The organism is Neotamlana nanhaiensis (genome assembly GCF_000943555.1).
In the GTDB taxonomy this organism is placed as follows: Bacteria; Bacteroidota; Bacteroidia; order Flavobacteriales; family Flavobacteriaceae; genus Neotamlana; species Neotamlana nanhaiensis.
The window spans coordinates 766,273-787,559 of sequence record NZ_JTDV01000001.1 but is presented as its reverse complement, the minus strand read 5'-3'; the positions used below and the strand labels follow the sequence as shown (position 1 = coordinate 787,559).

14 protein-coding genes are annotated in these 21,287 nt (G+C 33.6%); 9 read left to right on the top strand and 5 right to left on the bottom strand.

Annotated features, from left to right (window positions below; genetic code table 11):
* Positions 1-42 precede the first annotated feature (42 nt).
* From PK35_RS02975 to PK35_RS02965, 5 genes are all read left to right on the top strand, one after another.
* Complete coding sequence (locus PK35_RS02975; protein WP_044625123.1) at positions 43-4,098, top strand: hybrid sensor histidine kinase/response regulator transcription factor; 4,056 nt, start codon at positions 43-45, stop codon at positions 4,096-4,098.
* Between the two features lie 255 nt (positions 4,099-4,353).
* Positions 4,354-4,620, top strand: a complete 267-nt coding sequence (locus PK35_RS17710) for a hypothetical protein (RefSeq protein ID WP_052825817.1) — start codon at positions 4,354-4,356, stop codon at positions 4,618-4,620.
* A complete protein-coding gene (locus tag PK35_RS17705; RefSeq protein WP_052825814.1) occupies positions 4,607-5,122 on the top strand; it encodes a glycoside hydrolase family protein in 516 nt (171 codons plus the stop codon). Before PK35_RS17710 ends, PK35_RS17705 begins: the two co-directional genes overlap by 14 nt.
* A 54-nt stretch (positions 5,123-5,176) precedes the next feature.
* On the top strand, positions 5,177-5,323 hold the full coding sequence (locus PK35_RS17700; RefSeq protein ID WP_202903800.1) for a hypothetical protein: 147 nt from the start codon (positions 5,177-5,179) through the stop codon (positions 5,321-5,323).
* Between the two features lie 12 nt (positions 5,324-5,335).
* Positions 5,336-5,722 (top strand): hypothetical protein, encoded by a 387-nt coding sequence (locus PK35_RS02965; RefSeq protein ID WP_044625122.1) that lies wholly within the window; start codon positions 5,336-5,338, stop codon positions 5,720-5,722.
* 98 nt (positions 5,723-5,820) lie between these two features.
* On the opposite strand, the gene PK35_RS02960 is transcribed toward PK35_RS02965, so the two are convergent.
* From PK35_RS02960 to uxuA, 5 genes are all read right to left on the bottom strand, one after another.
* The gene (locus PK35_RS02960) at positions 5,821-7,206 is read right to left on the bottom strand and encodes a TlpA family protein disulfide reductase (RefSeq protein WP_044625121.1); all 1,386 of its coding nucleotides are present in this window, start codon (positions 7,204-7,206) and stop codon (positions 5,821-5,823) included.
* 422 nt (positions 7,207-7,628) lie between these two features.
* A complete protein-coding gene (locus tag PK35_RS02955) occupies positions 7,629-8,183 on the bottom strand; it encodes a hypothetical protein (protein ID WP_044625120.1) in 555 nt (184 codons plus the stop codon).
* Positions 8,184-8,542: 359 nt separating this feature from the next.
* Positions 8,543-10,114, bottom strand: coding sequence for a solute:sodium symporter family transporter (locus PK35_RS02950; RefSeq protein WP_044625119.1), 1,572 nt, complete (start codon positions 10,112-10,114; stop codon positions 8,543-8,545).
* A 33-nt stretch (positions 10,115-10,147) separates the two neighbouring features.
* The gene (locus PK35_RS02945) at positions 10,148-11,026 is read right to left on the bottom strand and encodes an inositol oxygenase family protein (RefSeq protein WP_044625118.1); all 879 of its coding nucleotides are present in this window, start codon (positions 11,024-11,026) and stop codon (positions 10,148-10,150) included.
* Positions 11,027-11,043: 17 nt separating this feature from the next.
* Positions 11,044-12,228, bottom strand: coding sequence for a mannonate dehydratase (gene uxuA / locus PK35_RS02940; RefSeq protein WP_044625117.1), 1,185 nt, complete (start codon positions 12,226-12,228; stop codon positions 11,044-11,046).
* A gap of 348 nt (positions 12,229-12,576) precedes the next feature.
* Between uxuA and PK35_RS02935 the strand changes: the two genes are divergently transcribed.
* From PK35_RS02935 to PK35_RS02920, 4 genes are all read left to right on the top strand, one after another.
* Complete coding sequence (locus PK35_RS02935) at positions 12,577-15,630, top strand: SusC/RagA family TonB-linked outer membrane protein (protein ID WP_044625116.1); 3,054 nt, start codon at positions 12,577-12,579, stop codon at positions 15,628-15,630.
* A gap of 26 nt (positions 15,631-15,656) precedes the next feature.
* Positions 15,657-17,279: a RagB/SusD family nutrient uptake outer membrane protein gene (locus PK35_RS02930; protein WP_044625115.1), complete on the top strand. Its 1,623-nt coding sequence runs from the start codon at positions 15,657-15,659 to the stop codon at positions 17,277-17,279.
* Positions 17,280-17,421: 142 nt separating this feature from the next.
* Positions 17,422-19,731, top strand: coding sequence for a GH92 family glycosyl hydrolase (locus PK35_RS02925; RefSeq protein ID WP_044625114.1), 2,310 nt, complete (start codon positions 17,422-17,424; stop codon positions 19,729-19,731).
* Between the two features lie 9 nt (positions 19,732-19,740).
* Complete coding sequence (locus PK35_RS02920; RefSeq protein WP_044625113.1) at positions 19,741-21,285, top strand: glycoside hydrolase family 28 protein; 1,545 nt, start codon at positions 19,741-19,743, stop codon at positions 21,283-21,285.
* Positions 21,286-21,287: the final 2 nt, after the last annotated feature.

Sequence of the window (21,287 nt, the reverse complement as noted above, 5' to 3'; positions counted from 1 at the left end):
ATTACAAGAAATAGGAGGAAAGGCATAAAGCATTTATTTTATATGATTAAACAATTTACTGTTATATTCTGCATGGTGATTACGTTTCTAGGTAGTGCACAAAATTTAAAATTTCAGCATTATAATAGTAAAGATGGGCTGTCTCATAACTCCGTTAGACACATTGTACAAGACGAACAGGGTTTTTTGTGGTTTGGTACGTTTTACGGCTTAAATCGTTTTGATGGCTATCAGTTTAAATCATATTTAACAAATTCTAACGGAAATTTAAATACCACAATCAATAACAACGATATTACGGTCTTAAAGTTAGATAAGGAACGAAATACGTTATGGATTGGAACGCGACAAGGCTTAACCTGTTTAGATTTAGAAACCCGAACTTTTAAAACCTTTTTAAGTCAAAAAAATGATCCTAATAGTTTACCAGATGAAGAAATCCGGTCAATTTATATAGATCATTTTAAAAGTATTTGGGTGGGTACCAAGAACTCAGGCTTGTATCGATTTTATCCAGAACAAAATGTGTTTACCAAAGTTGAGTTGCCGGGTTTTAATTATATAAAAGAAATATTTGAAGATAAAAAAGGTAATATTTGGGTGGGTAGCTACCAAACGGCATCGGTAGCAAAACTATCTTTAAATAACCAAGGACATGTAACTGGTTTGGTAAAGTTTACATTAGATATCCCTAATACAAACGAGATTAATCCTTATGTTAATTTTATCTATGAAGATGTAAAGTCTGATATTTTTGTTGGCACACGCGAAGGTATATACAAACTAAATAAAGCCACAAACAGCTTCGAAATCATTCAAATAGAAAATAAGGTTTTAAGAGAAAAAGTTGGTCCTTACTTTTTATCAATTGCACTAAGTCCAGAAGGTAAATATTGGATAGGTACTTTAGGTGGACTTTTAGTATGCAATCAAATAGAAGATTTAGAAAAAAATGAGTTTCAGTGGCATTATTCCGTGTTAACAGAAAGCACCTCGTTAGCCGATAATTTAATTTCGGTGCTTTATTTTGATGCTTCAGGTGTGTTGTGGATTGGAACCGAAGACGGCTTAGATAAATACGATCCGTACGAAAATCAGTTTCATTTAAATAAAGATTTAATCTTATATACAGAAAATCAAATACCTCGAATTAGAGGCTTTGCTAAAACCTACGATAATAAGGTTATTGTTGCCACATGGCATAACGGTCTGTTTGTTTCTAACAATAATAGTTACAAACCTTTGTACAATACCAAACAGGATATTTCTAGTATTTATTCCGTTGATGGAAAGGTGTTTTATTGCGGCTTATGGAATGGTAAACTGTTGGTTTATAATTATGAAAAAAACACTTCCAAAGTAATTGATATCGGTTTTAAAAAAGAAGCTATTTCGGCCTTTTCTACTTACGGCGATCATGGTTTAATTGTAGGGTCGTTTGGTGAAGGTATTACTTTTTTAGATACTCAAACCTTACTACCGCTTGCTAATCACGAACGACTTATAGAAGATTTTGAAGTGAATAACTTTAAAAAATCGGGCAATGTATTATGGATTTCAGCTGAAGAAGGTATCGTAAAATACAATTTACAAACGAAAGAAATTAAAATCTACACACACGATTATCACAATAAAAATGGACTTCCAGAAGATAATTTAAGTGATATTCTAGTTGATGCTAATGCTAATGTTTGGGCAGCAACCCGAAACGGATTATTAATGTATAACGCTATAAAAGATGTTTTCGAATTAATATCCGAACCAAATGAGTTAAGCGGAAAATGGATTACAGATTTAGTTCAAGGTACAGGAGATAACATTTGGTTAAATATAAATAATAACAGTATTGCGAGGTTCAATACGGTTAGCAAAAAAGTAAATAGCTACAATATAACAAGCGGTACGCGCTTAGATGTTTTTAGTTCTAGAGGGTTTTATAAGGTAGATAATTCTCAAATTTTAATCGGAGGCAAATACGGTATCATATCTTTTTATCCAGACAGGATTAAAGAAAATAATTATGCCCCAAAGCCATTTATAACCGAATTTAAGGTTCAGAATAAAGAAATTGTACCTGGAGCGGTAGTAAACGGTCAAGTACCCTTCGAGAAAAATATTAACATAAATAGAGAAGTCACTTTAGATTATAAAAACCGCAATTTTTCAATTCAGTTTTCGTCGCCATCATTTATCAACGAAAGATTAAACAAGTTTAAGTATAAACTCGAAGGATTCGACGATAACTGGATTGAAGCTACCAGCGCTTCGCGCACCGTACAGTACACCAATTTAAGTTCTGGAAATTACGAGTTTAAGTTAAAGGCATCGAACAACGATGGTGTTTGGAGTAACGAAGCCGTTTACAGTATTGCTGTTTTACCTCCATTTTGGTTGTCTTATAAAGGTTTGGTTTTAATAGCTGTAATACTGGCAATCGCATTTTATTTTATAAGAAGGCAACTGCAATTGCGTTTAAAGTTAAAACAAGAATTACTTCTAGAACGTGTAAACCGGGAGCGCGACGAGAAAATAAACAACGAAAAATTAACCTTGTTCACCAATATTTCTCATGAATTACGAACGCCGTTAACCCTTATTTTAGGTCCTGTAAAACAGTTGTTAGAGCAAAAAGCAACAAGCTACGAGCGAAGTAGGGTAAGTTTAATTTATCAGAATGCGAATAGATTATTATTGTTAGTAAATGAAATATTAGATTTTAGAAAAGCCGAAACTGGAGAGTTAAAATTGCAAGTATCCAAAACTGAAATTTTAAAAGTAGCCCGCAAAATTTTTGAGTCATTTACCATACTAGCCGAAACCAAAAATATCAATTTCAATTTTAATGCCGAAGAAGAGGTTATAGCAGGATGGCTAGATATAGATAAGTTTAATAAAATATTGAATAATTTAATATCGAATGCTTTAAAATTCACCAATAATTATGGTAATGTCGATGTTTTTATAGGCTTGAAAGAAGGTGAGCGTAAAATGCTTTTAATTGAGGTAAGTGACGATGGTATTGGTGTACCGCCAGAGAGTAAAGACAAAATTTTTTCAAGGTTTTATCAGGCGCAAAACAGTAAATCTATCACCACAGGAACAGGTATTGGGTTGTCTTTTGTAAAGGCGTTGGTAGAAATACACAAAGGCATCATAAAAGTAGATAGTGAGCCAAACCAAGGAAGTGTTTTTACTATAGAATTACCCATAGATAAAAATGCTTTTACTAAAGATGAGCGTTTAAGTTTTATTCCAAAAACCGAGAATATCGAGACTATTGTTAAAAATAATCAATATACGCCTATAAAAGAATTAGAGGAAGTAAAGCGAACAACAACCAATACCGATATTAAGCAAAAAATTCTGGTAGTAGATGATAACAGTGAACTCAGAAAATATATAGTTGATTATTTATCTGGGTTTTACAAAGTGTATGAAGCCGAAACAGGTAAACAAGGTTTAGAAATATGTAAAAAAATAAAACCTGTATTGTGCGTTGTAGATGTGATGATGCCAGAAATGGATGGTTTTCAGTTTCTTGAAGCCTTAAAAGCCGATGAAAATATCAGTCATACGGCAGTTATATTACTTACCGCACTGGGTGATAACGAAAATAAGGTAAAAGGCTATAAAATTGGGGTTGATGATTATTTAACAAAGCCATTCGATCCGTCGTTGCTAAAAACAAGAATCGATAGTATCATAAAAATTCATTTCGATTTAAAACAAAAATTCTCAGAAGAGGTAGAGAGCGATATTATTTCACTCGCACACTCTCAAATAGACATCGATTTAATTTCTAAAATTCAAGAATTAATAGAAAACAACATTAATAACCCAGAGTTGAATACCAATTTCCTTTGTACCGAATTGGCTATGAGTACCTCAAAACTCTACAGGAAAATTACACAACTCACCGATATGCCTCCTAATGAATTTATTAGAACGCTTCGTTTAAAAAAGTCGGCTAAACTTTTAAAAACAAAAAATTACAATGTAAATGAAGTCGCCGATATGGTTGGTTTTAACGATCCTTTTTACTTTAGCCGTTGTTTTAAAAAGCAGTTTGGTTATGCCCCAAGTTCTTTAATTAAGTGAGAATAACTGGTACTTATTGTATTTGTTTGTTATCAAATTCGATTATTTTGGAATTTCATATTATTAAGCGTGCGAATGTGACTTCCATCCATATTAATGATTAAATTGTCTATATATCTATTGCTCTAAAAAACTATTCTTGAATTCTAAATTTGAGAATATTAAGTGATATGAATTCTATACCCAAAATTAAAGTAATACTGTTTTTATTGCCAATAGTTTTACTTAATTATCATTCCAGAACAAAAGAAAATAATGAAAAAAAACAATGCCTATCTCTTTACTTATTTCACAGGTAATGATCTGGTAGAAGAAGCTATTAGGTTTGTCGTAAGCTCAGATGGTTATCATTATAAAGCATTAAATAATAATAGACCTATATTGAACAATAGTGAGATAAGTTCAACTGGAGGTGTACGTGATCCACACATTTTACAAGGTATTGATGGTAAAACTTTTTATATGGTGGCTAAAGATTTATATGTGACAAACATGGGTTGGGAAAACTATGCTATTAATTAAGTCTAATGACCTTATAAATTGGACAACTTCAGTTGTAAATATTCCAAAAACATTTCCAGATCAGTTTGGAGATGTGTATAGGGTATGGGCTCCACAAACAATTTATGATGTTGAGAGAGAAAAATACATGGTGTATTTTTCTATGAAGCAAGGAACCGATCCCGATAAAATTTATTATGCATATGTCAATGAAGATTTTACCGCTTTAGAGGCTATTCCTAAACAACTCTATTTTCCGCCAAAAGATAGCAATAATCAAGCTTGTATTGATGGTGATATAATATATAAAGATGAGAAATATCATTTATTTCATAAAGCAGAAGATGGAAATCCGGGTATAAAATTGGCTATTTCAGACAAACTTACTGGAGGCTATACTTTAGTTAGTAATGGCCGAATAGATAAAGAAACACTTCCAGTAGAAGGTAGTGGAATTTTTAAATTTAATGATTCTGATGAATGGATTTTAATGTATGATCTTTACACTCAAGGAAAGTATTAGTTTGCTAAAAGTAAAGATTTAAAGGATTTTACGGTGATTGATGAAATTATATCTATGAATTTTTTACCACGACATGGCATTATTTTACCTATTACAAATAAAGAATTAAAATTATTATTAAAAACTTATGCCACTTTTGATGATTCTTTAATAGAAGTAAAATCGGAATTCATAAAGAATCAAAATGTGGTTGTTTATTGAGATGAAAATGTGATGAGATTACCAGTTAAAGTTGGTACAGATATTTCTAATTTAGATCCAGAATTCGAGGCATTTAAAGGTGTTAATATATCTCCGGATGGACCTCAAGATTTTTCAAAAGGAGTAGTTACTTATATTATTTATATAGAAGGGAAAGGAGTGAAAGAATATAGAGTTATGGTATCAAAAGATCATAACCCTGTTTTAGAGGGGGGATATGCAGATCCGGAGGTTTTGTATTCCCATAAAACGGAAAAATATTATATATATCCCACTTCAGATGGTTTTCATAATTGGTCAGGCACTTACTTTAAAACATTTTCATCTGACAATTTTATAAGTTCGAAGGATTTAGGAGTAATGGTCTCGGCTATGATTTCATTGTGGAATTTCACTTAGTGAACATTCCGCCGAAATTATACCGTGGCTTGAAGTTAAGGATTTCCGTTTTTAGTAAATCCGCTAAAATGAATTATAACTAATGTTTTATGCAGTTTTTATTTTTCCGTTTCCAAAAATGATTTTATTTCACCGAGAGACGCTGTATTTCCGCGCATAATAATTCGTTTTTCTTGATCTAATAGTATAAAGGTCGGGTAAGCTCGGATTTTGAGGTTTTTACCAATAGGTTCTTCATGGTTCTTGCTATCAACAAATGAATGGTACCATTTCATTTCATTTTCGGAAACATAGGTTTTTACGTTCTCAACGTTTTTATCGACTGCAATGCCCAAAATATCAAGCTTTTCTGAATTGTTTTTGTAAAGTTGTTTTAATTCTGGTGTCAACTCCTTGCATGGCGCACACCATGTTCCCCAAAAATCCAATAAGAGGTATTTCTTTTTGAATTTTTCAGTCAGATTGAATTCATTGCCGTTAAGGTCCCTTAAAATATAATTATCTACTTTTTCTCCTGTTCTCCAACCGTTCGAATGAATTTCTTGGTTTTTTATTTTTGAGAAGAACAAACCACTCAATTCCTGATTTAAACTATCTATTTTGTAATATCCGTTCTTCACGGCCAATGTATCTCCAAGCGAGTATTTAAAATCATAAATTGAAAAATTCTTATGTTCAATAGAATCAGGCATTATAACAATATTGGGATATTCACCCATTCTCCAACCGTATAGGCTAATAGTGAAAGGCACATTTTCTATCGTCTTTTTTCCAATCCAACTATTCTGAAAAAGAATTTCTGCGGTATACTTATTATGGGTTGAATTAATTACACCTTTCATAAGTAAATATTTAAATGAATGGTCTTCATTTGGATAGAATTTAATCTTTTGGTTTGTCCAAACCAGTTTGCCATTGACCAATTGCTGATATTTAAATTTTAAAACGGGTAGATTTTTAATCAAGGTTGGGTCAGAAAACGTAATAGAAGAGTCTTTAGGAAAACTGAATACTCTTTCGTCACTAAAATCGAAATCATTGTTAAGGTCCGCTATTAGTATTTGCTTGCCTCCCTTAAATCCTGAAATGGCATTGAAACTATATTTTATTTTGGACGCCAACAAATTTGTTGTATCCAGATCTACCCCATTTGTATTTACCAAAAATTCTTCTTTAGATATTGTTTTACTTGAATATAAGTCAAGCATTAGAAGGTTCTTGTCAAAATTTTTTGTTATCAAATGAAAACTATCCAAATTAGGTATTCCCTTAAACCTCTTTAGTTTTTCAGAATAAAACTTAGGTTTTTTTAAAGAGTCTACGATTACAGGAGAAAGTATTTGGAAAATATCGGACTCAAAATATTTATTTAAAATTTGCTGGCTTAGATGAATTTCTGTTACAGAGGACTTTTCCTGTTTTTTGCATCCAAAAAGCAATAAAATCAGAGCAATTTTTATTACAAAAGACTTGTTTTTGTTCATGTTATTGTATTATACTGAAATAGGTTGACCTTTTTTTGTTGTAATTTAGACGTTCAAAAGTTTTTTTTCAGCCGTTTAGAAGGTAAAAAATAGTTTGAACTTGGTCAGTTCTTAATTCGTAAGTTCAGGTAAATTTACATTATTTTTTCTGTATGATTTGTAATTCAAGTTTTGATTTAGGTGAACTTCAGCAGGTTTTCTTAAATCGAGACTAAAATGGGTTCTTAAATTGGTGTAAATATGGACAGCTTGGTCAGTCATTTTTTGAGCCAGATTAGTGTTTTTAACGGTCTCGTATAACCGTCAGTTACGGGTTAATATGCGTTTATTTTCGGTTTAGAACTGGCGTTAGCAATTCCGAGTGGATTCGGACGTAGTCGAATCCGCCGTAATTGCGGTTATACATTGTTGCCAATAGTTTTTTATCTATTTATTAAAGTCAGATAATGGATTGTAAAAATTAGTCTATTATTTTTATCACTCAAATCAATATCTTCAATATTCTTTGCAAAACCAGCAACTACAGAAGGCACAATATCTCCAGCACTTTCAAATCTTTCAGCGTAAACTTTTATAAATTCAGATTTTTGTCCAACGTGTTTTAAATACTCTTGATATTTACTATTATATTTTAAATCAAAGCGTTTTTTGTTTGTAATAGAGTCGGTAAAATTCCGCCAAATCTTATCAAATACTTTTAGCTTTTTCAAGTCAGAATTTAATTCGGTATATTCTTTTAAATCAGGAATAACCATATCATTAAATACTTTTTTTGAAAACTCCTCATAAGCTTTTATTTCCGATTCAGATTTGTATTCAGAGATAAGGATTCGGTCAAATTCAGAAACGAGTGAGTTCAGTTCGACGAGTTCAGAGTCAGTCCAAATTCCGTTTGGGTTTTCAATTTCATATTTATCTGAATTCGCGCAGGAAATCAGTAATAAAATTGTCATTAAAATTCCAATTGTTTTTTTCAATTCGTCAGTTTTTTCAAATTGTTGGCAACTTACTTATATAAGGAACATCCAGCGGGATTTTACTCTTATTTCGGTGGATATGCGGAAGTTTGACTTAATTGTTTTCTTCATATTTTTTACAAAATAAATGGCTGGACCTTCTTACAAGACCAAGTTAAGAGGTATTTTGAATATTAAACAATTAATTTTTTAAAAAATGTCTTTAAAAGATAGTTCAAAACGTATCATCAAATAAGTTATTTATTTGATCTTGTATGTTACAAAAAAGATAATCTGAGGGTTAAAGAAGGTCGTAAACTAGAACAAAAAGCTAGAAGAAAGTATTTCTTCTAGCTTTTTTTATGTAGTTTCATATCTTTTTAAGAAAGTAAAACATAAGTAAGTATCGTTAAAACAGTCAAGATAGCTCCAGAGGTTTTAACATGTTTCCACGACTTTAAATGACTGGTTTTTTCAATGTCATTGAGAACTTTAACATCATTTGTCAATTCAGAAACCGCAAACATGATTATAAAGTTTAAAACGAATTCTATGCCCCACAAATGCACAAAATGAATATTTAATTTAAAAATAAAAGTGGTTAATATATAAAACGTAAATCCAAAGAATAATCCAGCTTTAGCGCCTTTTGTATTTATTTGTTTAAAAAATATACCAGCAATAATTATAGATGAAATAGGAATAAAAAAGATACCATTTAATTGTTGAAGCAGCTGATATAATCCATCGGGAGCATAGGTGACCATAGGTGCTGCGGCAATAGCAATTACCGCTAAAATAACAGACGAAATTTTACCATACTTAACAAGAGTAGCATCACTAGCCGTTTTATTGATGAGTTTTTTGTAAATATCTAAACAAAAAATAGTACTCGCTGAGTTTAAAACACTGTTAAACGTACTTAAAACGGCACCTAAAATAACTGCAGCAAAAAAACCGTATAAGTAAGTTGGAAGTATCTTTTTAACCAATAACGGATAAATTAAATCTGGGTTTTCGTAGTATTGATCTTGAAAGTAATAAAACCCGATTAATCCTGGTAAAACAATAATCGCGGGAACAAAAAGTTTTAGTACACCAGTGTAAATTAAGCCTTTTTGAGCTTCAACTAAGTTTTTAGCACCAAAGGCACGTTGAATAATTGCCTGATTCATACCCCAGAAATACAGCTGATTGATCATTAATCCTGTAAACAACACGGAAAACGGTAAGGTTGAATCTGGTTTGCCAATAATATCAAATTTGTCTGGAGCAAAGTGATACACCGTATTTAATCCGCTAAAAATATTCCCACTTCCTATTTGATATAAAGCGATACACGGAATTAATAAGCCTCCAAGCATTAAACCGATGCCGTTTAAAGTGTCAGAGTAAGCTACGGCTTTCAATCCGCCAAAAATGGCATAAAGCGATCCTATAATACCTATTATAAAAATAGTATAAGTAATAGAAGCCGTTCTCGAGGTATTAAATACTTCAGATAAATTAAAAACACTATCAATATTTATTGCTCCTGAGTATAAAACAATAGGTAAAAGTGTGATAACAAAAGATGACATTAACAAAAAAGCCACTATCGACCGTATGGCACCATCAAACCGTTTTTCAAGAAATTCCGGAATTGTAGTCAATCCCATTCTTATAAACTTCGGAATAAAATATATTGCGGCTATTACCAAAGCTATGGCTGAAGTAACTTCCCAAGCAATAACAATGATGCCGTTTTTATATGAATTTCCATTCATACCAATTAAATGCTCGGTAGAGATATTTGTGAGTATCATAGAGCCAGCAATAATAGGTCCAGTTAAACTTTTACCAGCTAAAAAATAGCCTTTGGATGTTGTAAGTTTATCTTTTCTTAATTTATAAGTGGTGTAAATGATAACGAATAGCGTAAAGCCGAAAAAACCTAAATAGGTATAAAGCATATTAAAATTAGTTTAGTGGGTTAGTGGTAGATTTTAAAATTTTAAAGTATCTGGTAAATACTTTTTAACAAGTGCTTCATAATAAGGCTTTAACTCGGCAACATTTGGTTTTTTAGGAGCTTTGGTATACAGATCGTAAGGATTAAATTTCTTAACCCATTCAAACATTTCGATATCTTTGTCGTTCATTAAGTGCGTGTAAGCTCCTTCTCGGTGTTGTGAATAAAATGAGTGGTAACGAATAATGTAAAGCGCAGGTTCAGGTAAGTAATCCTTCATTATTTGATAAAGATATTCATCGTGTCCCCAACTCATTTTTACATTATCTAACCCACAGTTTGGTTCATAAATACCATATTTTGTGTTGTATTTTGGGTTTGTTGAATCGGGATTTGCATCAAAAAAATCAGGATAAACTATTTTGTCTGAGAATTGACATCCTACAGGAAAAGTATCTCCAACTACGGCCCACTGTGGCTCTCCAAACAAACACAGTACCTTACCAACATCGTGTAGAAAACCAGTTAATACAAACCAATCTGGATGTCCGTCGGCACGAATAGCTTCCGATGTTTGTAACAAGTGTTGTAGTTGATCTAAATCGATATCTGGGTCGCTATCATCAACTAAAGTATTTAGAAAGTCTATAGCTTCCCAAAGCGACATTTCTTTTCGGTTAAACTTTAAAAACTCTTGTTCTTTCTTACAAACAAAATCATAAGTTTGATATTTATGATTTATTCTATAAAACTCTCTAACGGTGTCAACACGTTCGGAATCCACATAATTCCTAAATTCTTCCTTTTCTTTTGCAGGAGTTTCAGGATCTGGATAACGCTCTATTAAATTGTCTTCCCAATCATCAATATTATTCATGGGATTGTTCTTATTTGGTTTAGTTGAGTTTGCCATAATTTTAGGTGTTTATATTAATAATTATAAGCTTTTTTTAAGCCATATTCTAATCCGCGTAACTCCGCTAAGCCTCGTAAGCGACCAATGGCGGTGTACCCGGGATTGTTTTTTTGTTTATTTAAATCGTCTAACATTTGGTGACCATGATCGGGGCGCATAGGAATTTGGTAATCGGCCATACTATTTTGTCTGCGGCGATGTTCTTCTTCAAGAATCTCCTTAATGATGCCAAACATATCTACATCGCCTTCTAAATGATTGGCTTCATAAAAGTTTCCAGCTTCGTCGCGCTTGGTACTTCTTAAATGTAAAAAGTGCACGCGGTTAGCAAAACGTTTAAAAATATCAATCAAGTTGTTATCTTCTCGAACGCCCAACGAGCCTGTACAAAAGGTAATGCCATTATGGCGACTAGGAACCTTATTGAATAAGTACGCATAATCAGCTTCGGTGCTAACCACACGAGGTAAGCCAAGGATAGGAAATGGCGGATCGTCAGGATGAATACACATAAGGACATTATTAGCTTCAGCAACAGGTATAATTTCCTCTAAAAATAAAACCAAGTTCTGCTTTAGTTGGTCGGCGTTTATGCTTTTGTAAGTATCGAGAGCATTTTGAAACTGCTCTAACGTATAGCCTTCTTCAGCACCCGGCAAACCCGCAATAATATTGTTGGTTAAAGCTTGTTTTTCTACTTCAGTAAGATTGTTATAATAGGTTTTTGCAACTTCTATTTGAGCTTCAGTGTAGTTTTCTTCAGCCTTTGGACGCTTCAGAATAAATAAATCGAAGGCTAAAAAAGCCGCGGTTTCAAATCTAAGCGCTTTGGAGCCGTCATTGACAGTAAAAGCTAAATCGGTACGAGTCCAATCTAAAACAGGCATAAAATTGTAACAAATAATATTTATGCCGCAGCTTGCTAAGTTTTTTATAGACGTTTTATAGTTTTCAATATATGTTTTAAAATTGCCAGACCTAGTTTTAATAGATTCATGTAAAGGAATACTCTCTACAACCTGCCAAGTTAAGCTTTGTGTTTCTATTAAATGTTTTCTTTCTTCTATGGCTTCGGTACTCCAAACCTCGCCATTTTTTATTTGATGTAATGCCGTTACAATGCTTGTTGCACCAGCTTGTTTTATATCGGTTAATTTAACCGTGTCTGTAGGACCATACCATCGCCACGCTTGTTTCATTTTAGTTTAGTTTTTACGGATGATTACGTATTTGAAATTAGTTTATAGCGAAAAACCATTCAAAAGGCGGTATTGTAGAAATACCATACGAGTTGCTGTAAAATTAACGGAGTTCTTCGAAATCGATATGGATTAAATTTTCAAAAACATGGATATTTTAATCGGTAATTCATAAAAAACACAGGTGTATTTTATGTATTTAGCAATGTTTAGGGGCGGGATTTAAAAAATACAATTGTCCATGTTTTTGAATGATATGTCCATTTGTTAGCTATTTATCCATGTTATATTTGTGAATCTTTTAACGTCGCGCTCTCAGCGACAATTATAAACTAAACTAAATTAAATATGAAAAAACTCAAATTTTTATCCATAGTCTTTGCGCTATGTTTTTCATTAATTTCTTGGGCACAAGCCGAAGTGTCTGGAGTGGTATTAGACCCGTATAATGTCCCGATACCTGGAGTAAATGTTGTTGTAAAAGGAACGCAAACAGGTAGCGTAACAGATTTTGATGGCAATTTTACAATTAATGCAAGTAAGGGCTCTGTTTTAGTATTTTCTTATGTGGGTTATCAAACACAAGAAGTAACTTATAACGGAGAAGCAAGTTTAAACATTGTATTAAAAGAGGATCTAGCCAAACTAGACGAAGTGGTAGTTATTGGTTATGGTTCTGTACAAAAAAGTGATTTAACAGGATCTGTATCCTCTGTTGATAGTAAAACTATCGAGCAAGCTAATAAAGTAGATGCAGTATCTGCTTTACAAGGACAAACAGCTGGTGTTGTTGTACAGCGTACCGATAACAAGCCAGGTTCTGGTGGATTTAATATTCGTATTCGTGGTGCCAGTACAATTAACTCAAATCAAACTGCCGATCAAGGAGGATTCTCTCCAGGACAAAATCCATTGTTTATAGTTGATGGTATTTTTGTTGATGATATTGCATTTTTAAATCCAGCCGATATTAGCAGAATGGACATTTTAAAAGATGCTTCAGCTACGGCAATTTACGGTTCTAGAGGTAGTAATGGTGTTGTTTTAATTGAAACTAAACGAGGAAAAACAGGAGAATTAAAAATAGATTACAGTAACTACGTTGGTTTTAAACAAGCATATCATTTACCTCCTGTTTACGATGGGCCAGGGTATGTAGATTTTTTGCAGGATGTGGTTGTTGGTAACGAGTTTGCTGCTGGGAATTTATCTTTTAGAAGAGAAGATGTGGTGTTATCTAATTATTTAGATGAAGAAGAGCGCCAAAACATTGCCGATGGTGTTAATACCGATTGGATAGATTTAATGCTTAAAAATGGTTTTCAAACCAATCACACAATCAATTTAAGTGGCGGTACCGAAAAAACTAAATATTCTGTTGGTTTAGCTTATACAAAAGATGAAGGTACTTTTGAAGGTGAAGATTTTAGTCGTTACAATATTAGAGGTAGTTTAAGCAGTGATTTAACAGATTGGTTAAACTTTAGCATTAGTAACTACATTACTAATGCGGTGCAAAATACAGGCAGTTGGGAAGCTTTTAGAAGTGCATACCGCTTAAAGCCAATAGGAAGACCGTATAACGAAGACGGTTCGTTACGCTTTTTGCCAACAAACAAAGAAACGCAAATTACAAACCCATTATTTGAGGCCGATAATATTACAAGAGAAACAAAATACTTACAATATATAGGTGATATTGCGTTGAAATTCCAGCCTGTAGACGGTTTAACATTTACTACTAAATTTTCGCCAAATGTAAAATATCAAAGATATGGTGAGTATAGAGGCTTATATTCTAAAAGTGTAAGTGCGAACGCTTCAAACAGAAGAGCGCAAGTAAACCACGGTAACTATTTTTCGTATGCGTGGGATAATATTTTAAATTACAAGTTCGAAAGTGAAAACCATGTGGTTGATTTTACTGGAGTATTCTCAAGATATTCAGAGCGTTCAGAGAACTACTATAATCAAGTTAGAAACTTTACGACCGATGAGTTTTTATTCTATAACCTTGGTGCAGGTTTAGATATTAGAGATGTATCAAGCGACTTTACAAAACTTACTTTAGAGTCTTACACTGGGCGTTTAAATTATTCTTTAATGAATAAGTATTTATTTACTGTAACAGGTAGATACGATGGTGCTTCAATATTAGCAGAAGGTAATAAATGGGCATTCTTCCCATCGGCAGCATTTGCTTGGAAAATCATGGAAGAAGATTTTATGCTTAATCAAAACGTTTTATCTAACGCTAAGTTAAGGTTAAGTTACGGTCAAACAGGTAATAACGGTCAAGGTGGTGGCTTAGGGCCATTAGGTTCAAAGTCGTTATTAGCTAGTAGTGCTACTAATTTAGGAGATACAGCTGCATCGTCGCTTTACATTAATGGTTTAGCAAACCAAGAATTAAAATGGGAGCGTACAAGCGAAATTAACGTAGGTTTAGATTTCGGATTCCTTAATAACAAGATAAATGGATCTATCGATATCTATAACAGAAAGAATTCGGATATCATTTTTTTCACACGTTTACCAACTGTAACTGGACATGATGGTATCTACGAAAATATAGGTGAATCTACAAACCGTGGTATAGAAGTTGGTTTAAATACGGTTAATATTAATAAAAATGATTTTAAATGGACAACTAATTTCAATTTTGCAAGTAACCGTAATACACTAGATAACCTTTATGGTGGTGTAGATCAAATTATTTTTAATGTAGGTGGTACAAATTTAATCCACAAAGTAGGTGAGAGTATCGGTTCTATTTACGATTATCAATTTGACGGCATTTGGCAATTAGATGAAGCTGCCGAAGCTGCGCAATATGGTCAAACACCAGGACAAGTTAGAGTAAAAGATTTAAATAACGATGGTGTGATTGATGCTGATAACGACCGTACAGTTATTGGGCAAGTAACGCCTAAATGGACGGGTGGTATTACCAATACATTAAATTATAAAAACTGGGATTTTTCATTCTTTTTAAATATAAGTCAAGGAAATCAAATTGCTAGTAATTTCCATAATAGTTTCTCTTTCCCTTGGGATAGTGATCCTACAAGAACCTTTAACGGTTACGATGTAAATTACTGGACACCAACAAACCCAACAAACAATTGGTACCAACCAGGTAACGGTGGTATTTATCAAAATGTAATTAAGTACAAAGATGTATCATTTGTAAAGGTTGGTTTTATGACACTTGGTTATAAAGTACCATCTACAGTTTTAGAAAAGCTTAAAATTAAAAGCTTAAGAATTTACGGTACTGTTCAAAATCCATTCATTTTTACAGACTACGACGGTTGGGATCCTGAAAATGCGGGAAGAAACCAATGGGGAGCGGCGTTCATGTCGCGTACATTCATGACAGGACTTAACTTGAGCTTCTAATTTATTTAAACTAAAAAATGAGAAAAATGAAATATTCAAAATATAAATTAATAGCCTTAATTTTAATAGTAGGTATTTTTAATACAAGCTGTGAAAGTTATTTAGAGGAAGAAAATAACTCTTATTTGAGTATCGAAAATGCGGATGCAACAACCTTCGAGCAATTAGTAAACAGTATCTACGAAAGAGCACGCGAAACAACTACGGTATATACATCAGATTTGTATTATGCTTTAGAAGATTTAGGAACCGATATAGCTACAAGAAGAACTGCTATTTCTGGAACCGACGAGATTAACGATTACGTGAATCTAACTTCATTAAACTGGGCAATAGGAGTGTATTGGACCAATCAATACAGCGTTATTACAGCTGCAAATGTTGTAATTGATAATGCTGAAACGATTTCAGATTTAGATGAAAACGATAAGACTGTAGGTGTTGGTGCTGCAAAGTTTTTTAGAGCGATGTCTTACTTCAATTTAGTTGAAAACTATGGAGGTGTACCGTTAGTTTTAAACCAAATTACTACAGCAGAACGCGATTTTACTCGAGCTTCAGAAGAGGAAGTTTACACACAAATAACTCAAGATTTACAAGATGCATTAGCAGCCGTAGAGGAGTCTCCAGCAACATTTGGTAAAGTTTCAAAAGATGCAGTAAGACACCTTATGTCTAAAGTATTATTAACAAAAGGATACAAATCATTTGGAAGTACAGCCGATTTTACTCAAGCGGCAGCTTTGGCAGAAACAGTAATTGCAAATAACGATTTAGTGGACTCGTTTGCCGATTTAGTAAGCATCGATAACCAACGTAATTCAGAAGTAATATTCTCTTACTTATTTGGTAACAATTCGGTAAGTCGTGGTTGGGGTAACTCTAAGCACATGATGTATAAATTTAGATTTTACGATTACCCAGGTTTATCAAGAACAGTACAAGGTTTACGTAACATGCCAACGCCATTTTATTATTCGTTATTTGATGATGCCGATGAGCGCGCCGAAGCCACCTTCTCTCGTGTCATTTATGCAACCGAAGATTATGTAGGAACAGCAAACGGTGTAGAGGTAAATGTGGTAGCGGGCGATACAGCTATTTATTTTCCAAAAGTAGCGTGGTCTCAAGCTGAAATTGATGCTGTACCATACCAAGTTTTTAATCCAGGAACATACTTTACAAACGATGGTGTTACCGCAGTACGTTTCCCTCAGTTTACAAAGTTCGACGATCCTAACGTGCCATTTACTCAGCCAGATCAATCTTCTCAAGGTGAAAGAGATATGGTTGTAATGCGTAGTGGTGAGGCCTATTTAATTGCTGCCGAAGCATATTTAGGTGCAACCAATACTGGTGATGCGGCTACTAAATTAACCGAATTACGCAATAGAGCGGGGTTAACAACAGCTGTTACACCAGCCGAAGTAGATATCGATTTTATTCTTGATGAGCGTGCAAGAGAATTAGCAGGAGAAGTTAACAGATGGATGGATTTAAAGCGCACAAATAAACTAGTGGAGCGCACATTAATGCACAACCCACACGCAGCGTTTAACAATGCTTTAAATTCTAAACATTTATTGCGTCCAATTCCGCAATACGAAATAGATAATTCGGGCGGGTCTATAACCCAAAACCCGCTTTAGTTTAATAATTAGAATCAACGCTTGTAAGATTAGTTATAAAGTTTGATTTAGTTTTAAGTTGTTTGGTATATAGGCAGGTAGTTTTTAATTACCTGCTTATATTTTAAATATTTTGTGTAATAAATGCCCTTTTTAAATAACCATGAAAATTAAGATAGGTAGAATAAATATGAATAATCCAGTTTTAATCTGTTACACTACTTTGTTGTTTTTGTTTTTTGTCTCTTGTCAAGAAAAAAAGCAGGACGAAGCACAAAAAGAACAGTTAGTAGATAAGGTTTACCCTTTATTAGATACAGATAATTCAAGATGGTTCTATTTTTCGTCTGCAAGTCGTCCTTTTGGTATGGTTAATTTAAGTCCAGATACTGAAATAGATGGTGCGTGGGGAAGTGGTTATCGGTACAAAACCGATACCATAAAAGGCTTCAGCCATATTCATGCGTGGCAAATGGCAGGTATTTCGGTTATGCCTGTTGTAGTTGATAATGAATCTGAAATACATTCCAACTTTTATTCAAAATTCAACCACCAAACCGAAGTTATAAAACCAGGATATCATCGTTTAAATTTAGAGCGTTACGATATTCAAACCGAATTAACCAGCACAAAACGTGTTGGTTTTCATAAATATACGTTTCCAAAAAATAAGGATAAAGCCATCCTTGTAAATTTAAATACGGTTTTGGGGCCTTGTGAGAATACCGATGGCGTACTCAAAAAAACATCTAATTCCGAATTGGTAGGACAATTAATAGCAACACCTACTCACAGGCGTCCAAAACCATTAACTATTTATTTTAAAATTCAATTAAATACTGAAATTGATGAATTAAAGAAAGACGCAGAAACCGGTAATTATTTAATTAAAGTACAAAGCGAAGCACCGGTTTTAATGAAAGTTGCCATCTCGTATACGTCTGTTGAAAATGCAACGTTGAATTTAGAAACCGAATTACCAGATTGGGATTTTAAAAAAGTTGTTGAAAGTGCTCAGGACGAATGGAATAGCATGTTGGGGCGCATACAAATTGAAGGCGGCTCCGAACAAGACCAAAATCGTTTTTATACCGATTTATGGCATGCCTTACAAGGGCGTCGCATCATCAGCGATGTAAATGGTGCTTATCCAGATAATACCCAAGCCGAATTTAAAATTGGGCAACTACCTTTAGATGAAAATGGAAAACCAAAGTTTAATCATTACAATTCCGATTCCTTTTGGGGAGCGCAATGGACTATAAATACACTTTGGGGATTGGTTTATCCTGAAATTATGGATGAATTTTCACAATCATTATTACAGTATTATAAAGATGGTGGTTTAATACCACGCGGCCCTTCAGGTGGAAACTACACGTATGTTATGACGGGTGCGTCATCAACACCATTTATTGTTTCGGCTATTCAAAAAGGTATTGTGAAAAACGATTTGAATACCTTTTATGAAGCGTTAAAAGTAAACCATATGCCCAATGGTATTATGGCAAAAGCCGGTTACGAACACGATACATATATAGGTGGTGGATTAAATTATTACATCGAAAAAGGCTATGTGCCTTATCCATTACCCGAAGGTGAATATGGCATTCATCTCGATGGTTCCAGTCAAACCATGGAATATGCCTACCAAGATTATACCTTGGCGCAATTGGCTAAAAAACTGGGCAAAAACGAAGATTACGCGTATTTCACAAAGCGTTCTAAAAATTATGCCAATGTGTTTGATGTAGAAAAAGGTTGGATGGCACCAAAAACGGTTGATGGTAAATGGCATGCAGATTTCGATCCGTACAAATACGAAAACGGATTTGTAGAGTCTAACGCAGCACAATCAACTTGGTTTGTGCCACACGATATCAATGGTTTAGCAGAATTAATAGGTAACAAAGACATAGCCGTTAGTAAATTGAATGAGCAATTTGAGCAGGCAGAAAAGCTTGGATTTACTTCTGGAGACTCTCACGCGGCAGAATTACATCCCGAATACAGTAGAATACCCGTAAATTACGGGAATCAGCCTTCTATTCAAACGGCTTTTGTCTTTGGTAAATTAGGTCGATCAGACTTAACGCAATACTGGTCTAGAAAAGTGATTAGCAAAGTGTTTTCTGGTTTAAAAACATCATGTGGTTATAACGGTGATGAAGATCAAGGTTTAATGGGAAGTTTGGCTGTTTTAATGAAAATGGGCTTGTTCCAAATGAATGGCGGAACCGAAGAAAACCCAAGTTATCAATTAGGAAGTCCTATTTTTAATAAAATAACTATTACTTTAAATCCTGAATATTATTCGGGGAAAACCTTCGAAATTCAAGCTGAAAATAACAGCAGCGAACACGTTTATGTAAAAACAGTTACCTTAAACGATAAAGCGGTAAATACATTTAATATTTCGCATAGCGATATTATTAACGGTGGCGTTTTAAAATTAAAAATGGACAACAAATAACATTTATTTATGCAGTCTAGCTTCAAAGTAGTGATTATTTTTCTGGGTATAATCCAATGGTCTTGTGCTCAAAATACAACGATTAATATTCAAGATTTTGGAGCGGTTTCAGATGGTAAAACGCTAAACACAACAATCATACAAAACGCTATTGATAAGGTTCATAAAGCCGATGGCGGTAAGGTTATCATTCCGAAAGGAAATTATGTTACAGGAAGCATTCAATTAAAAAGTAATGTGACTTTATTTTTAGAAGAAGATGCCATTTTATTAGGAAGTACAAATCCTGAAGATTACCAAGAAATGGCGTTTCCAGGTAGGCCAGAATCGCCAAAAAATGATGATAATTCGCAAATGGCCTTAATTATAGCGCATAAAGCCAATAATATTAAACTAACAGGCAAAGGAAAAATTGATGGTCAAGGTTTAAAATTAGCATTGGCTATTGATAGTTTACATCACGCTGGTATTAAAATTGACCCCAATTACAACTACCGCAGACATCGCCCAAATGAAACCATGCGACCAAAATTGTTTAGATTTTCGCATTGCGAAAATGTTGATGTTACAAATTTACAAGTAGGAGAAGCAGCGTGTTGGGGCTTATCGTTTGAGTTGTGTAAAAACATGATTATTGATAATATTAAAGTTGTGAACCGCTCCTACTGGAACAACGATGGTATGGATATTACCGATTGCCAGAACGTAAAAATAACCAATTGCGATATTAATGCTGCCGATGATGGTATTTGCTTAAAATCGTACTATCCGGGTTATGCAAACGATGGTATTTTTATTAGCAATTGTACTATTCGGTCCAGCGCGAGTGCTATAAAATTTGGTTCGGCTTCCTATGGCGGATTTAAAAATGTAACCATCGAAAATATTAATGTGTTCGATACTTTTCGTTCGGCATTAGCTTTCGAGTCGGTTGACGGTGCCATCATTGAAAATATAAATGTTAATAATGTGGTTGCTAAAAATACAGGTAACGCTATTTTTATCAGATTAGGACACAGAGATGGTGAAAAACCAGGTATTGTTAAAAATATAAGTATTAAAAATATAAAAGTTGAAGTGCCTTTTGGGCGTCCTGATATTAATTATGAGTTACGAGGTCCAGAGGTTAATTTTTTTCATAATCCATTTCCAGCATCAATTGTTGGTATTCCTGAAAATTATATTGAAAACGTAACCCTTGAAAACGTAGAAATTACCTATCCAGGAAAATCCTTTAAAGGAATGGCTTATGTGCCATTAAGTAGATTAGATGCCGTACCAGAAGAAATTAAAGGTTATCCGGAGTTTTCAATGTTTGGCGAACTTCCTGCTTGGGCACTTTATGTGCGTCACGCTAAAGGTTTGAATTTTAAAAATGTAACCGTAAAATTAAAAGAAGATGATTTTAGACCAGCCTTTGTTTTTGATGATGTAAAAACACTCAATATGGAAGCGGTTTCAATTTCAAAAAAAGATACCAATCAAATTATATTAAATAATACCGAAAACATAAATTTAGACGCCACCGCCAAAAAGCAAGTACTAAAAATTTAATA

Bases quoted from the DNA above. Each gene is read 5' to 3' on its own strand.
- PK35_RS02950 (WP_044625119.1), bottom strand. From the start codon at position 10,114: ATGCTTTATACCTATTTAGGTTTTTTCGGCTTTACGCTATTCGTTATC.
- PK35_RS02960 (WP_044625121.1), bottom strand. From the start codon at position 7,206: ATGAACAAAAACAAGTCTTTTGTAATAAAAATTGCTCTGATTTTATTG.
- PK35_RS02930 (WP_044625115.1), top strand. From the start codon at position 15,657: ATGAAATATTCAAAATATAAATTAATAGCCTTAATTTTAATAGTAGGT.
- PK35_RS17700 (WP_202903800.1), top strand. From the start codon at position 5,177: ATGAATTTTTTACCACGACATGGCATTATTTTACCTATTACAAATAAA.
- PK35_RS17710 (WP_052825817.1), top strand. From the start codon at position 4,354: ATGAAAAAAAACAATGCCTATCTCTTTACTTATTTCACAGGTAATGAT.
- PK35_RS02965 (WP_044625122.1), top strand. From the start codon at position 5,336: ATGAGATTACCAGTTAAAGTTGGTACAGATATTTCTAATTTAGATCCA.
- PK35_RS02975 (WP_044625123.1), top strand. From the start codon at position 43: ATGATTAAACAATTTACTGTTATATTCTGCATGGTGATTACGTTTCTA.
- PK35_RS02920 (WP_044625113.1), top strand. From the start codon at position 19,741: ATGCAGTCTAGCTTCAAAGTAGTGATTATTTTTCTGGGTATAATCCAA.
- PK35_RS17705 (WP_052825814.1), top strand. From the start codon at position 4,607: ATGCTATTAATTAAGTCTAATGACCTTATAAATTGGACAACTTCAGTT.
- uxuA (WP_044625117.1), bottom strand. From the start codon at position 12,228: ATGAAACAAGCGTGGCGATGGTATGGTCCTACAGACACGGTTAAATTA.
- PK35_RS02925 (WP_044625114.1), top strand. From the start codon at position 17,422: ATGAAAATTAAGATAGGTAGAATAAATATGAATAATCCAGTTTTAATC.
- PK35_RS02935 (WP_044625116.1), top strand. From the start codon at position 12,577: ATGAAAAAACTCAAATTTTTATCCATAGTCTTTGCGCTATGTTTTTCA.
- PK35_RS02945 (WP_044625118.1), bottom strand. From the start codon at position 11,026: ATGGCAAACTCAACTAAACCAAATAAGAACAATCCCATGAATAATATT.